We start from the raw sequence: 13985 nt of genomic DNA on the forward strand, positions 1-13985 counted from the left end.
TCCACCCGCCACCCACCACGGGGTGGGGCGTGGATCAGAGGTACATGCCGGTGCGGTGTTCCTCCTGGTCCCGCTTGACCGGCTTGTCGCCCTCGCCGAAGAACCGCTTCCCGCCGAACTCGCCGTGCAGGCGGTCGTCCAGCTCGTCCGCGAGCCCGGTCATCACCTGGACCGCGAGCATGAGGTGGGTGGCCTGGAAGTTGCGGCCGAAGACGGGGATGGACGCCCACACGGTGTCGTCGGCGCAGTAGAGCCGGCCGATCGGCATCCGGTTGGTCAGCTCGGAGAGCTTCACGTAGAGCCGCTCGGTCGGCTCGACCTCGGTCAGCACCGGGGAGAAGACGTCCACCAGCGGCGGGTTGTCGCGGACCCGGACGAAGACCATCGCCGAACCGGCGCGGATGTTGATGTCGCCGTCGGAGTCGACCTGCAACCGGTCCGGCTCCGACTTGAGCATTGTCGAGACGACGGTGCGGACCTGCTCGGCGAGCGCCGCCGCGTCGTGCTCGGGCGCCTGGGCGGCGGCGGCCGCCGCGAGCGCCTCGTCGAGGTCGGCCTCCACGTTACGGTCGGGGCCGAACTCGCTGCGCGCGGTGCCCAGCGGTTCCACCGGCAGCGCTTCGCCCTCGGCGTCGTGGATGAGGTAGACGAGGAAGGCGGGGTGCGGGGCGCCGTAGACGTCGCGCAGCGTCCGGGTGAGCAGGGCGGCCAGCCGGGTGGCCTCGGCGGTGCCGCTGTCCAGCCCGAAGTGCTCGCCGGAGCCCGGCACCACGCCGGGCGGCGACCAGCCGAGCGCGATCATGTCCGCCACGGCGGCCCGGTCCAGCCGGTAGCCGTCCGGCAGGGTGGCGTTGCCGACCGCGCGGGCGGCCAGCCGGCCCTCCTCGCCGACGTCGATGCTTACCGAGTAGACCGCGTCGCCGGTGCCGGAGGCCGTCGGGTCGAGGGTCAGCTCCACGTGCGTGCCCGTGGGCAGCGCCGCCAACCGCTCGGCGAGTGCCCGGGCGAACTCGTGCCAGGCCTGGGTGACCTTGGCCCGCAGGTCGGCCGTGCTGGGCTCGTCGAGCAGGATCGGCTCGTGGTGCGCCGGCAGGGTGCCGGGCGAGTCGCCGCCCGGCGCCGAGGGGTGGTCCGCCGTCATGATCGCCTCCGTCCGTCACGGTCACCCTACCCACGCGACGGGGGAGACCAATCAGCCCGACCGTGATCGGACAGCGGAGGTCAGGCGGGTGTCCCGCCCGGGCGTTCGGCACCGAGCCCGACCGGCCAGGCGGCGGCCAGCGCGCTGAGCCGGGCCGCGGCGCCGGCCGGGTCCGCGCCCCGCCCGACCGCCAGCCCCAGCAGGTACGCGGTGACGGGCGCACCCGGCCGCAGCACCTGGTGCGCCACGTCCTTGGCCAGGTCGAGCACGGCCGGCACCGGCACCTGGGCGGGATCCAGTTCCAGCTCGGCACAGGCCGCCGTCACCCAGTCGTCCATGACCGTCATCGCGCCCACTCCTCCGCCCGGCGTACGTCCTCGTCAGTGTCGCAGTCGAACCAGGGCGGCGGGCCGGCACCGGCCCACGGCACCTCGCGCACCCGCAGCCCGGCGAGCAGCGCCCTGATCGGTGCCCCCGCCAGCGGCGCGGCGGACCCGTCGGGCTGCCCGCTGGCGCGCTCGGCGGCGAGGCGGTCCAGGGCGGCGCGCAGCACGGCCACCCGCCACACGCCGCAGAGCGTCTGCCGCCGCCCGTCGCCGTCGACGTAGCACGCGCCGTCGTGACCGGCGTCGAGGTGGCCGAGCAACTCCCCGACCGCCGCGCGGGTGAGCAGGGGCAGGTCGGCGGCGAGCAGGGCGACCACCGGCGTACCGGGGTCGAGCAGGGCCAGCCCGGCCGCGACGGCGGCGACGGGGCCGCCGCCCGGCGGCTCCTCCCGGGTCACCCGCACCCCGGCGGGCACCGGTGCGGCAGGCCCGACCAGGATGCGCGGCGCGGCGTCGGCGACCGCGGCGAGCACCCGGTCCCGCATGGGCCGGCCGCCGACCGTCCGGGCGGGCTTGTCGACGCCCCCCATCCGGCGCGCGGCCCCGCCCGCCAGCACCACCGCCGCGTACGCCTCCACCGGGCCACGGTATCCGCCCGACGCCTCGCCGGGAGACGCGAGGCGACGGGCGGGAGGTTGCCGGGATCTCCCGTGTGGAGCGGCGGCCTACACAGAAGTGGGACGTGACCGTGGACGGCCGCCGGTGCAGCCTGGTCCGGTGGCGCGGCCCTCCCGGGCGATGGGCTCGACGGGGGACGGGCACGGCAGATCTGCCGAGGTAAGGGAGCAACGATGACGAAGACTCCGCGTCGCGCGCGCGTACGCAGCCTGATCGCGGTCGCCGCCGTGGCCGGCGGTGCCGTGCTCGGCCTGGCCGCGCCCGCCCAGGCGGCCTACAACAGCCCGCTCTACTCCACGCTCAAGGCGTGCAACGCGGCCCGGCCGGCGTACGTCAGCTCGTGGACGTCGCCGGGACCGTGCTACCCGATGTACAACTGGGACGGCACGAAGCGGATCGGCTACTCGTTCCTCGTGCAGACCCGGGGCTGACGTGCCGGCCGCCCGGTCCTAGGCGGCGGGGTTCGCCTCGAACGCCATCGCGATCCGCGTCAGTCCCGCCTTGTTCACCGCGCCCGTCTTCTGTCGCAGGCGGTGCGTGTAGGTGTCGACCGTCGACTTGGACAGGCAGAGCCTGCGGGCGATCTGCTGGTGGGTGAGGCCCTCGGCGACGAGCCGCAACACGTCCCGTTCCCGGGCGGTCAGCATGGGCGGTCCGCCGTCGCCGACATCGGCGACGGCGTCGGGCAGCAGGGCCTCCCGCGCCGCGCCGTCGAGGTAGAGGTCGCCCCGCCCGACGGCGTGGACCGCCCGCAGCAGGGTGGCCCCGTCGACGTCCCGCCCGAGATAGGCGAGCGCGCCCGCGTCCAGGGCGGCCCGCACCCGTACCGCGTCCTGGCACGTCGCGAGGACGACGAACGCCGGCCCGTCGGGCCACCACGGGCCGGCGTCCGACTCCGCGCAGCGGTCGGCGACGACGACCTGCAGCGCGTCCCGCAGGGCGGCGACCGGCTCGACCGAGGGGAACACGCCGACCACTGTCACCCCGGGGGCCCGCAGGAGGGCGTCGGCGACGCCACGGAAGGTCAGCGACCCGTCGTCCACGACAGCGACCCTGACGGTCATGGCCCCACCCTCTCCGGACTTCCTCCTGCGGACGGTCACACCGTACGGCGGGCGGCGTACAGGCCGCGTACATCGCGGATACGGACGGGCCGTCGCCGCGCGGCGCCCCGACCCCGGGGTGCAGGATGGCGGGATGGGACGGGCGACTGACCGGCGCGGCGTGCTCCGCATCGACCTCGACGCGGCGGCGACGGGCCGCGCCTCGGTACGCCGGCAGGACAGCCTCGCCGTGGAGGAACCGCTGGAGATCCGGGTCGGTGCGGCCGGTCCCGGCCGGCGACGGCCGCTCGCGGTGACCATGCGTACGCCGGGCGACGACCTCGACCTGGCGATCGGCTTCCTGCTGACCGAGGGGCTGATCCGCTCCGCCGACGACGTACGCACCGCGCAGCTCTGCGCCGGCGCGGAGACGCCCAACACGTACAACGTGGTGGACGTGGTGCTGTCGCCCGGCGTGCCCGAACCCGCTGTCGATCCGGCCCGGAACTTCTACACCACCAGCTCCTGCGGGGTGTGCGGCAAGGCGAGCATCGACGCCGTGCGTACCCGATCGGTCTTCGCGGTGGGCGACGACCCGCTGACCGTGCCGGCGGCGGTCCTGACCGCCCTGCCGGACCGGCTACGCGCGGCGCAGCGCGGATTCGACCGCACGGGCGGCCTGCACGCGGCGGGCCTGTTCACCGCCGACGGCGATCTGGTGGTGCTGCGCGAGGACGTGGGCCGGCACAACGCCGTCGACAAGGTGGTCGGCTGGGCGGTCCGCGAGCGGCGGCTGCCGCTGGCCGGGCACGTCCTGCTGGTCTCCGGGCGGGCGAGCTTCGAGCTGACCCAGAAGGCGTGGATGGCGGGGGTGCCCCTGCTCGCGGCGGTCTCCGCGCCGAGCACCCTGGCGGTGGAGCTGGCCGAGGAGGCCGGGCTGACGCTGGTCGGCTTCCTGCGCGGCGAGGCGATGAACGTCTACGCCCGCTCCGACCGGATCGACGTCACCGTCCCGTCGCGTCATGCTGTGCCATCGGATGATCACTCAGGGTGTTGACAGGACTTATGGTTGACGCCGGTAATCGACCTTCGTCACAGGGAGAACCATCGTGCGCCGCATCAGGACCGCCACCGCACTGCTCGGCCTGCCACTGTTCGTGTTGCTGGGGGCAACGCCGGCGAGCGCGGCGAGCACCACCGACGTCACGTCCGCGACCCTGGTCGCCCGGGGCGTCGCCGTGGACGTCACCGTCTCCGTGACGTGCCCGGCCGGCATGTCCGGCTCCTTCGAGCTGAACGTCAGGCAGCGCTCGGGCAACAGGATCGCCTACGGGTCCGGTTGGGCGCCCCTCTCGTGCACGGGCCAGCCGCAGGCGGTGCCGGCACGGGTGCTCGCGCAGCCGGACGGCGCCATCTTCCGCACCGGCGAGGCGCTGTTCACCGGCAGCACCGAACTGTGCAACGAGGACACCTGCGAGTACGGGCAGATCGACGACACGGCCCGCGTCACTCGCTGAGCCTGGCGGGCCACTCCTCGCGGACCCGGTCGGGCAGGCGCGACGTACCTTCGCGCTGCGCCGCACCGACCGGGTCCACCGAGCAGGTCACAACCTGATCCACGTGTCGAACAGCCCCAGCCGGAACGCCGCGTCGCGGGCCACCAGGAAGCCGGCGATGCCGAGGATCCAGCCGAGCATGCTGCCCGAGGTTCGCAGGATCCAGGCGTTGAGCCGGGCCAGCACCGGCTCGATCAGCCTCGGCAGCGCCATCCGGGCCGCCAGCAGCAGCACCGCCGGCAGGACCATGACCAGGCAGTAGCCGGCGAGCAGCCCCACCATCTCGGCCGCGCCGAGACCCGAGGTGGTCAGCAGCCCGACCGCGCCGAGGTACGGCAGCATCGTCGCCACCTCCGCGAGCGCGGCGAGCAGCGCCAGCCCCACCAGCCACCGCGCGGAGGAGTCGCCGGCGGTGGCCCGGTCCCGCCAGCGCAGCACCCCGCCGCTGCGCGGACGCCGCTTGCTGTCGTAGCGGAAGCTGAGCAGGAACAGCCCGACCCCTAGGACGAGCTGCGCCCAGAGCACCGGCCGGTTGTCCATCGCGCCGCCGAGGACGTCGGCCAGCCGGCTGCCGCCGAGGGCGAGCAGCAGTCCGACGCCGAAGTAGAAGACGGCGATCGTGCCGAGGTAGACGAGGATCCGGCGGGCGTTTACCGGCCCGGGAGCGAGCAGCAGCCAGACGGGGATGAAGAGCGTGCCGATGCTCGTGCTGTCGACCAGGGCCAGGCCGGCGAGCGACAGCAGCAGCCCGACGCTCATGCGGTGCTTGCGATGGGTTGGGGCACGGACCCATTCTGTGCCGGCGTCGTACCCACCGACTCGCCTTACGGAACGAACATCCCCTACATCTTTCGACGGAGACCAGCCTGCCGGTGCCCGCCGAATGACGTTGCTCCGCTCTGGGCGGCCTGGGATACCGTGAGATCGGCCACGCTGCCGCGAGACCAGACCATCGACCTGTTGAGAGCGCGATCATGGATGACCTGACCAGCGCGCAGTGGCGCAAGAGCACCCGCAGCAGCTCGAACGGCGGCGCCTGCGTCGAGGTCGCCGACAACCTTCCCGGCGTCGTCGGCGTCCGTGACTCGAAGGACCCGGCCGGCCCGGCACTCACCTTCGCACCGGCGGCGTGGCGCGCGTTCGTCGCCGAACTGGCCGAGCGGGCCTGACGTCCGAAGCGCACGTCGGGCCCGGCGCGGGCGAGCAGGATCACGGACACCCAGCCGAACCCGAGCGCCGTGCGGGAGACGGCTCGTGACCGCCGGCAGTCGAGCTGGCGCCTCGTCACGCAGCCTCGACCGGGTGATCCGCGCCTCGTGCGGCGGTGGCGGAGCCCGCCCGCGGGCGCACAGGTCGCGCGACGCTGTCGAGCTGAGTCGTCTGTGACATCAGGCGATGCCTGGTTCGCTGCGACACCAGATGGCGTGAATCGTCTGCGACATCAGCTCGACAGTCCCACGCGAGCCGCAAGGGCCGCCCGATCCTGACGGTGGACCGCATCGGCGCGCCGCCAGCTCCTCACCGGGCGAGACGGAGACGCCCGGTCGGTGCTTGACTGCCCGGCATGGAGCTGAGCGTCGGCGAGCAGCAACTCCCCGCCACCCTGAACCCGCCGGCCGGGCCGGCCCGGGGCGCCCTCGCCGTGCTGCACGGCTCCCACGCCGACAACCGGTCGTACTTTCTCTATGAGCACCTGGCCCGGCTGCTGCCGCCTGCCGGCATCGCGGTGCTGCGCTACGACCGGCGTGCCCGGATCGACGGACGCGACGTGCCGATGAACGCCCAGGCCGACGACGCGGCAACGGCCCTGGACGTGCTGCGCCGGCAGGTCGGTGACGTCCCGGTCGGGCTGTGGGGGTTCAGCCAGGGGGCCTGGGCGGCGGCGCTGACCGCCAGCCGCCACCCGGTCGACCTCCTCGTGCTCGTCGGGTGCAGCGGGGTCAGCCCCGCCCGGCAGATGCGGTACGGCACCGCCGAGCAACTTCGCCGCGACGGGTACGGCGATGCCGACCTCGCCGAGCTGGACCGGCTGCGTGGGGTCGCAGAGGCGTACCTTCGCGGCAGGCTGCCCCGGGCGGTCGCCCAGGCGGAGCTGGACGCCGCCGTCGAGCGGCCCTGGTTCCCGCTGGCGTTCCTGCCGCGCGAGGTGCCGGAGCCCGGCGCCTGGGCCGACATGGACTTCGATCCGGAACCGGTATTCGCGGCGCTGACCTGCCCGGTGTCGCTCTGCTACGGCGACACCGACGCCTGGATCCCGATCGAGGAGAGCCTGACGGTGTGGCGCCGGGCGGCCGCTGCGGTAGACCTGACCATCGCCCGGCTGGCCGGCTGCGACCACGCGCCCACCCTGCACGAGGCCGAGAACCTGGCCGGCATCAGCCCCCAGTACGCACAGATCCTGCTCGCCTGGCTGGACCGGCGGCTCCCCACAGTTTGATGACGTGACGGCGTGGCGCGCGTTCGTCGTCGAGTTGGTCGAGCGGGCCTGACCATCCGGGGCACGCTCCGATGCCGGCGGGCCGTGGAGAGGGAAGGCTTGGCTGGGCGAGGTGCGGCTTCAGTCGGGCGTACCGAACTGGAGCCGGACGTGAACCCGCTCGGTGACCTCGTCGCGTCCGCCGAGGGCGTCGCGTACCTCTGCGGCGAACGTGGCTCGTCCCTGCGTGGACGGCAGCCGGTCGGTCGACAGGGCGGAGAAGACTCCGCCGACCATGTCATCGACGGTGAGCGGCGCGTCGTACTGCACCGACGACTCCGCGTACCGGTAGCCGGCGCGAACGAGGGCGTCCCGGTTGCGTAGGCGGCCGGCGTCGTCGGTCTGGCAGGCAGCGGTGACGGGGTGCCCGAGCAGCCGTTCCAGGCATTCGCGCAGCGCCCTGGACCAGTCGGCGTCCTGGAGCCACAGCGGCGCTCCGTTGGTGACGACGGCGACGCCGCCGCCGGTACGCAGCAGCGGCCGGGCGGCCCTGAACAGCGCGTCGCGGTCCATGAAGTGGATGGCGACGGCGGCGGTCAGTGCGCCGATCGTCCGTTCGCCGAGTAGCCGACCCAGCGCGGGCAGGTCGTTGTCGGTGCCGAGCATCCACACAGTGTTGGCCGTTGCGGTGTCGAGGGCGGCCTGGCGGGCCAGAACCAGCATGTCCGGCTCCGGGTCCACGCCGATGACGGCCCCGGCCCGGGCGGCGAGCGGGAGGCTCAACTGGCCCGTGCCGCAGCCGAGGTCGACCACCGTGTCCTCGGCGCTGAGGCCGAACGCTCCGACGAGGGCGTCGAGCACCTCGGGCGGGTAACCCCGCCGGTGCCTCGCGTAGTACGTCGCCACCTCACCGCTGAAACTCGCCTTCATCCCGACAGCCTGCCCGCGGCGCAGACCGGGAAGCGAGCGATTCTGCTGAGGGCATGGCCGACGCCTACAGTCGGGCCATGAGCACCGGCAGAGGCGTGCGGGCGGTCTATCCCGGCAGCTTCGATCCCTTCACTCCCGGGCATCTGGACGTGGTGGACCGGGCACGCCGCCTCTTCGACGAGGTGGTCGTGCTCGTCGCCATCAACAGCCTCAAGGATCCGGGCACCGACGAAGAGGCGCGAGCGGCCGCTGTCCGGGCCGTTCTGCCGGCGGGGTGGACCTCCGTCAGCGTTGCGGCCTGGAGCGGGTTGACCTCCGCCTACTGCCGTCGCCACGAGGTAGGAGTGATCGTCCGCGGCTTGCGGAACACCACCGACCTGCAGAGCGAGTACCGGCTCGCCGCGATGAACGAGTCGCTCGGTGTCCCCACGGTGTTCCTGCCTGCGCAGCCCGAACTGGCCGCGGTGTCCTCGACCGCGGTACGCACGCTGGGGAAGTGAGCTTCGTCCACGCAACCGCGGACGGCCGGACATCACGCGAACGGCCGGCGCTGTGGCCCCGTGTCAGCTCGTCTGGTTCTGCTGCTCGGCCCATTCGGCGACCCGGCGCGCGCTCTCCTCCTCGGAGAGGTCCTCCACCCGGGTCATGACCGACCACCGTACGCCGAAGGGGTCCCTGATGCTGGCGAACCGGTCGCCGGACACGAACGTGGACGGCGCCTCACGGACGACGGCGCCGGCCGCCTCGGCCCGGGCGACGACGGCGTCCACGTCGGGGCAGTAGAGGCCCATCGAGTAGCAGTCCTGGTCCCCTTCGGGGGCCGCGACGAGCCCGTAGTCGGGCATCGGCTCGCCGAGTTGCAGCAGCCCGTGGCCGAAGTCGAGGACGGCGTGGGCCACGACCCCGCCCATCTCGGTCACGTCGACCACGCGGGCACCGAAGATCTCCCGGTAGAAGTCGATGGCGCCGCGAGCGTCGGGGATCGCCAGGAAGGGGGTCAGGCTGGTGGCGCCGTGCGGCGTACCGTTCGTGGTGTGCGCACCGTCGGCGGCTCTGGTCGTTGCAGTCATGTGACCGATCGTAGGAACGGCGGGCGTGGGCCGGCTTGAAGATTCGCGCCAGGTGCCCGCCCCGGGTGCGGCGAGCCCACGGGGTGTCCTCTATCCGGCGCGGCTGCCCACGTTCGACCGGCTCCCGCCGCCGGACGCGGTGCGGCAGCTGGTGCGGTGGTTCTGGATCCCGGAGTGGCAGATCCAGCCGGGGCGGTCCTCCCGGCAGCACCTGATCGCCTTCCCCGCCTGCAACCTCGTCGTGGAACCGGACGCGGTCGGCATCTCCGGACCGACGACCGGCAGTTCGCACCGTGACCTCACCGGAACGGGCTGGGCCGTCGGCGCCCTGCTGCGGCCGGCGGCCGTACCCCACCTGGTCGCGGACCCGGCGGCCCTGCGGGACCGCTACGAGGCCGTGGACCTGCCCGACCTGCACGAGCGGGTGCACCGCGAGATGACCGGGCCGGGTGACCGGCGGACCCGGCACCGCCGGGCCGTCGACGCCTTCGCGGGGTGGCTCAGCGAGGCGATCCCACCGCCGAACGACGAGGCGCTGCTGGCCAACGCGATGGCCGAGGCCATCGACACGGATCCGGCGATCCGGACGGTCGAGGACGCCGCCGTACGCGTGCGCCTGTCCACCCGCTCGTTGCAGCGGCTCGCGGGACGCTACGTCGGGCTGCCGCCGTCGACGATGATCCGCAGGCGTCGGCTACAGGAGGCGGCCGAGCGCCTGCGTACCGACCCGGACACGACCCTGGCCGCCGTCGCCGCCGACCTCGGCTACAGCGACCACGCCCATCTCGCCAACGAGTTCCGGTCGGTGCTCGGCCTCTCCCTGAGCAGCTACCGGCAGCGGGTCACGCGCACCGACGGCGGGGTGTGACAGGAGGCATGACCGGGTTCTCCCCGGTCGTCCGATCCGGGTGCGCCAGGGGAATCTCCCCGATGCCCCGGCCGGCACCGGGAGACGAGGCTCGATGTCATGAAGATCCTGAACAGCCGGACCGCCCTCGCGGCGACGGCGCTCGCGACCGTGCTGACCGTCGTGGTCCCCGGCGCGGTCACCGCCGCGCCCCCGGCCCGCTCCGCCGCCGACTGCCGCCCCGGCAGCCTCGACCCCGGCCCACTCCGGCAGGCGATCGCCGGACTACCCAACTCCGACGCCACCAGCGCCCAGGTCCGGATCACCACCGCGGACGGCTGCTGGACCGGCGCCACCGGCGTCCGTGACCTGCGCGGTCAGGCCCCCGTGCCGCCGCACGCACGCTTCCGGATCGGCAGCGTCACCAAGGTCTTCACCGCCGCGCTGGTGCTGCAACTGGTCGCCGAGGGCCGCATCGACCTGGCCGACCCGGTGCAGCGGCACCTGCCCGGGCTGCTGCCCGCCGACTACCCGACCGTCACCGTCCGCCAGCTGCTCGACCACACCAACGGCATCCCCAGCCCGACCATGCCGGACGGCATCGAGTGGCAGCTCGCCCACCGGTACGACCGGTGGACCCCGGAGCAGATCGTGCGACTCGGCCTGCGCAACCCCCGCGAGTTCGAGCCCGGGACGAAGCAGCACTACACCAACATGGGCTACATCGTCGCCGGCCTGCTGGTGGAGAAGGTCACCGGCCACCCGTACGCGCGGGAGCTGGACCGGCGGATCGCCCGCCCGCTCCACCTGCGGGACACGTACGCCCCCGGCGACGACCCGCGCATCCTCGGTCCGCACGCGCACGGGTACCAGGCCGTCGTGCGGGACGGGGTCACCGAGCTGGTGGACGCCACGACGTGGAGCCAGACCTTCACCCCGGCCGCCGGCAACGTCATCTCCAGCCTCGCCGACCTGGACACGTTCGTCGCCGCGCTCTTCGCCGGCCGGGTCGTGCCGCCGGCCCAGCTGGCCGAGATGTTCACCCTGCCCGGGGTCCCCGACGTCACCGGTGGTCCGGCCCGGTACAGCGCCGGGCTCACCGCGTTCCCGCTGCCCGGAGGCGAAGTCCTGTGGATCAAGACGGGCTCCCGGTTCGGCTACCTGACCGGCGTGGCGGCCACCCGCGACGGCCGGTTCCGCACGCAGTACTCGATCACCGGGACCGACGCCAAGGGTGCGGAGCTCGGCCGTACCGCCCAGGCCGTCATCGGCGCCGCGCTCGGGATGCTCTGACGGGAGTCAGCGGGGGCCGCGTCGGCGGCGCCGGCGGCGTAGCACTCCGGGGCTTCCCACCGCCGGCCAGCCGTCCAGCTCCGACGGCGGCACGCCCCGGCGCAGCAGGTCGTCGAGGAGCAGCGCCATCGAGTGGCCGGGGTGCTCGGCCAGCGCCCGTTCCAGGGCCACGGCCGCCAGCGCGCCCTGCCCCGCCCGCCAGGCCGCGAACGCCAGCAGCGCGGCCGGCACGGCGGTCAGCTCCGGCTCGGCCCGGCGCAGCACGTCGGTCCAGAGGGCGATGTCCTCGTCCCGCCCGTCGGTGCGTTCCCAGGCGTGGTCGCGGACGGGCACGTGGGTCAGCAGCACGCTCAGCCAGGCGACCTCGTCGTCGGTGAGCCGCTGACCCCGCCGGTGCCGGCGCAGCGTGGTGCGTACCGCCGCCGCCCCTGCGGACCGCACCGTCCGCTCGCCGCGCGGGTCGGTCGCGGGCGCGCGGTCGAGCAGGTCCGCGAGGCGTCGCTCGGCGCGGGCGGTGGCCCGGCGTACGGCCGAACGGGCCTGACCGGTCACCGGGGCGACCTGCGCGACCAGGGCGGCCCGGTCGGGCAGCGCGACCTGGCCGGCGAAGACGGCCGCCGCGCTTACCTCGCTGGCGCCGACGTCGTAGGGGGTGCCGTCGGGCGGGCAGCACGCCGGCTCGGTGCAGAGGTACGACCAGTAGCGGCCCTCGGTGACGCGCAGGGCGTCGAGCACGGGGAGCCCGGCGGCGGTGAGCGCGGCGCGCACGGCGTCGACCGCCGGGGTGACCAGCAGCGCCGGGCCGTAGCCGAGGACCGTGGCGGTCTCGGCGTGCTGCCGGGCGATGACGCCGGCGAGGTGCCCGGCGGGGTCGCGCGGGTCGGCGAGGTCGGGCAGGTCCGCGCGGGCGGCGAAGGTGATCCGGCGGTCCCGCATCGCCACCACGACGACGCTGTCGGTCGGGTGGAAGCCGAGCAGGTAGGGCACGGCGGCGATGAGGTCGGCGGGGGAACGGACGGCGAGCCGGGGGCGGTCAGTCGGGGTCATGGCTGGCAGCCTGCGGCGGGGGCGTCGCGGTCGCCGACCCCTGTGGACGACACGCGGGTTGTCCACAGACACGGAGAGTATCGTCGCAGCTCACGCCGTTTCCCGAAGGCGCGGGAAGGCGACGGTGACACCGGCCGATCCGATCGGCCGGTGCCACCGCCTGTCGGTCAGTTACCGATTCCGGCCTGCGGGCCGGCGTGGGTACGCAACATCGCCGGAATGTCGGCGGCGTTGTGCAGGGTGTACGGGTAGAAGCTGCTCGGGTTGAACGCCGAGCCCTTCGACTTGACCTTGCCCGAGTCCCACGGGCTGTTGACCGTGACGTTGCCCCGCTGGACGAGTTCGCCCGCCTCGACGTAGTACGGGTTGCGGACGTTCTCGTAGTAGCTGTTCTCGATGACGGCCTTGGTGAGGCCCCGCACGTAGTTGCCGTACGAGGCGCAGTTCTGCAGGTAGTTGTTGTACATGTGCAGGTTGGCCAGGTTGTCCGCGCTGGGGTTGCGGGTCCTGGTGTTCTGGAACCAGTTGTGGTGGATGGTCATCCGGGCCGTGACGTTCTCGGTCCAGCCGATGCCGAAGGTCTTGTTGTTGTCGGCGAAGTGGTTCCAGGAGACGGTGATGTTGGTGCTGTCCTTGCGGCTGTCCAGCAGGCCGTCGTTCATCCGCTGGAGCCGGTTGTGGTCGATCCAGACGCGGTTGACGGTGTCCATCTGGATGGCGTCGTAGTCGTAGGCGTCGTCGCCCGGGTCGTCGTCCGGCATCAGGGTGTCCTGGATCGTCAGGTTGCGGATGATGACGTTGTTGACCCCGGAGCCTAGGAAGAACCCGCCGCCGACGATGTGGCCGCTGGTGCCCACGCCGATGATCGTCTTGTTGGACGCCACCCGCAGTTCGGTGCCCTTCGGGCTGATGTTGATCGTGCCGGCGACGCGGATCACGTGGGGGGCCGACGCGGTGACGTACTGGTTGAGCTGCGCCTGGGTGGTCACCGTGACGGTCTGCCCGCCGGCGCCGCCGGTCACCCCGGTGGCGAACCCGTCGGGCGCGTTGCCGTACGGCACCGACGGGGTGCCGCCGGAGCCGACCTTGACCAGCTGCCACTGCTGGTTGGCGCCGTCGAGGTCGGCGAACTGGGAGATCCGACCACCGTTCGCGGTCGACCACTCCCACACGTCCAACGCCTTACGACTGTGCCGGTTGACGAACCGCACGAACCCGTCCGCCGAATCCGCCACCCCGAAATGCTGCCGCGTGTTCGTACCCGCCGACTCCTGCGTCAACGCCGCGCCATCCTCGGCACTCGCGATCTGCAACACCTTCCCGCTCTGCCGCGACCGCAACTGGAAGTAACCGTTGTCCACCGGCACGAACTGCCACTGCTGGTTCAACGTGTCCGTACGCGTCCACTGATGAATCGGCGCACCATCACTCGTCGAATAGTTCGACACATCGATCACCTTGCCGCTGTGCCGCGACACGAACACGTAGTACGCGCCCGTGTCCACAGCCGCCGCCTGAGCCGGAGCACTGCCGACCGCCACAGCAGCCGGCGCCACGACGGCCAGCACCGCCAACGGCACCACACGCCGCCACAGGCGACGAATATGGGTGTTCATGGTGTTTCTCCTCCTGAGGGTG

General features: G+C 73.1%; 17 protein-coding genes and 1 pseudogene. 9 read left to right on the forward strand and 9 right to left on the reverse strand.

All coding sequences use genetic code 11. The features are described from left to right. Positions 1-34 precede the first annotated feature (34 nt). The 3 genes from AC0OO9_RS14220 to mobA form a co-directional block, all read right to left on the reverse strand. Positions 35-1141, reverse strand: coding sequence for a T3SS (YopN, CesT) and YbjN peptide-binding chaperone 1 (locus tag AC0OO9_RS14220; protein ID WP_484517595.1), 1107 nt, complete (start codon positions 1139-1141; stop codon positions 35-37). Positions 1142-1221: 80 nt separating this feature from the next. Further along, positions 1222-1488, reverse strand: coding sequence for a DUF6457 domain-containing protein (locus tag AC0OO9_RS14225; RefSeq protein ID WP_484517596.1), 267 nt, complete (start codon positions 1486-1488; stop codon positions 1222-1224). After that, positions 1485-2105 carry a molybdenum cofactor guanylyltransferase gene (mobA, locus tag AC0OO9_RS14230; RefSeq protein WP_484517597.1) on the reverse strand — a complete coding sequence of 207 codons (621 nt, stop codon included), beginning with the start codon at positions 2103-2105 and terminating at the stop codon, positions 1485-1487. Before mobA ends, AC0OO9_RS14225 begins: the two co-directional genes overlap by 4 nt. Positions 2106-2318: 213 nt before the next feature. On the opposite strand from mobA, the gene AC0OO9_RS14235 reads away from it, so the two are divergent. After that, on the forward strand, positions 2319-2576 hold the full coding sequence (locus tag AC0OO9_RS14235; RefSeq protein WP_484517598.1) for a hypothetical protein: 258 nt from the start codon (positions 2319-2321) through the stop codon (positions 2574-2576). Positions 2577-2594: 18 nt separating this feature from the next. On the opposite strand, the gene AC0OO9_RS14240 is transcribed toward AC0OO9_RS14235, so the two are convergent. Next, a complete protein-coding gene (locus AC0OO9_RS14240) occupies positions 2595-3209 on the reverse strand; it encodes a LuxR C-terminal-related transcriptional regulator (protein WP_484517599.1) in 615 nt (204 codons plus the stop codon). A 133-nt stretch (positions 3210-3342) separates the two neighbouring features. Here AC0OO9_RS14240 and fdhD point away from each other — a divergent pair, with 133 nt between their 5' ends. Both fdhD and AC0OO9_RS14250 read left to right on the forward strand, forming a co-directional pair. Continuing rightward, positions 3343-4245, forward strand: coding sequence for a formate dehydrogenase accessory sulfurtransferase FdhD (fdhD, locus tag AC0OO9_RS14245; protein WP_484517600.1), 903 nt, complete (start codon positions 3343-3345; stop codon positions 4243-4245). 52 nt (positions 4246-4297) lie between these two features. Beyond that, positions 4298-4705, forward strand: a complete 408-nt coding sequence (locus AC0OO9_RS14250) for a hypothetical protein (RefSeq protein ID WP_484517601.1) — start codon at positions 4298-4300, stop codon at positions 4703-4705. A gap of 87 nt (positions 4706-4792) precedes the next feature. On the opposite strand, the gene AC0OO9_RS14255 is transcribed toward AC0OO9_RS14250, so the two are convergent. Next, positions 4793-5503: a GAP family protein gene (locus AC0OO9_RS14255; protein WP_484517602.1), complete on the reverse strand. Its 711-nt coding sequence runs from the start codon at positions 5501-5503 to the stop codon at positions 4793-4795. A 123-nt stretch (positions 5504-5626) separates the two neighbouring features. Between AC0OO9_RS14255 and AC0OO9_RS14260 the strand changes: the two are divergent. The 3 genes and pseudogenes from AC0OO9_RS14260 to AC0OO9_RS14270 form a co-directional block, all read left to right on the forward strand. Next, positions 5627-5731: pseudogene (locus AC0OO9_RS14260) on the forward strand (XRE family transcriptional regulator); the annotation flags it as partial. Then, positions 5719-5913 carry a DUF397 domain-containing protein gene (locus AC0OO9_RS14265; protein WP_484517603.1) on the forward strand — a complete coding sequence of 65 codons (195 nt, stop codon included), beginning with the start codon at positions 5719-5721 and terminating at the stop codon, positions 5911-5913. The pseudogene AC0OO9_RS14260 and the gene AC0OO9_RS14265, both read left to right, overlap by 13 nt. Before the next feature lie 395 nt (positions 5914-6308). Beyond that, positions 6309-7181 (forward strand): alpha/beta hydrolase family protein, encoded by an 873-nt coding sequence (locus AC0OO9_RS14270; protein WP_484517604.1) that lies wholly within the window; start codon positions 6309-6311, stop codon positions 7179-7181. A 120-nt stretch (positions 7182-7301) separates the two neighbouring features. Here AC0OO9_RS14270 and AC0OO9_RS14275 read toward each other — a convergent pair whose 3' ends face one another. Further along, the gene (locus AC0OO9_RS14275; RefSeq protein ID WP_484517605.1) at positions 7302-8090 is read right to left on the reverse strand and encodes a class I SAM-dependent methyltransferase; all 789 of its coding nucleotides are present in this window, start codon (positions 8088-8090) and stop codon (positions 7302-7304) included. A gap of 77 nt (positions 8091-8167) precedes the next feature. Here AC0OO9_RS14275 and coaD point away from each other — a divergent pair, with 77 nt between their 5' ends. Next, positions 8168-8590, forward strand: a complete 423-nt coding sequence (gene coaD / locus AC0OO9_RS14280; protein WP_484517606.1) for a pantetheine-phosphate adenylyltransferase — start codon at positions 8168-8170, stop codon at positions 8588-8590. A gap of 63 nt (positions 8591-8653) precedes the next feature. On the opposite strand, the gene AC0OO9_RS14285 is transcribed toward coaD, so the two are convergent. Further along, a complete protein-coding gene (locus AC0OO9_RS14285) occupies positions 8654-9160 on the reverse strand; it encodes a VOC family protein (RefSeq protein ID WP_484517607.1) in 507 nt (168 codons plus the stop codon). A 103-nt stretch (positions 9161-9263) separates the two neighbouring features. On the opposite strand from AC0OO9_RS14285, the gene AC0OO9_RS14290 reads away from it, so the two are divergent. Together AC0OO9_RS14290 and AC0OO9_RS14295 are read left to right on the forward strand one after the other, a co-directional pair. Beyond that, on the forward strand, positions 9264-10028 hold the full coding sequence (locus AC0OO9_RS14290; RefSeq protein ID WP_484517947.1) for an AraC family transcriptional regulator: 765 nt from the start codon (positions 9264-9266) through the stop codon (positions 10026-10028). A gap of 99 nt (positions 10029-10127) precedes the next feature. Next, complete coding sequence (locus tag AC0OO9_RS14295; RefSeq protein WP_484517608.1) at positions 10128-11300, forward strand: serine hydrolase domain-containing protein; 1173 nt, start codon at positions 10128-10130, stop codon at positions 11298-11300. 6 nt (positions 11301-11306) lie between these two features. On the opposite strand, the gene AC0OO9_RS14300 is transcribed toward AC0OO9_RS14295, so the two are convergent. Next, positions 11307-12347 carry a DUF4192 domain-containing protein gene (locus AC0OO9_RS14300; protein ID WP_484517609.1) on the reverse strand — a complete coding sequence of 347 codons (1041 nt, stop codon included), beginning with the start codon at positions 12345-12347 and terminating at the stop codon, positions 11307-11309. Between the two features lie 167 nt (positions 12348-12514). Continuing rightward, positions 12515-13963, reverse strand: a complete 1449-nt coding sequence (locus AC0OO9_RS14305) for an RICIN domain-containing protein (RefSeq protein WP_484517610.1) — start codon at positions 13961-13963, stop codon at positions 12515-12517. Positions 13964-13985 lie beyond the last annotated feature (22 nt).

It is taken from the genome of Micromonospora sp. USAFONa4 (assembly GCF_057197825.1).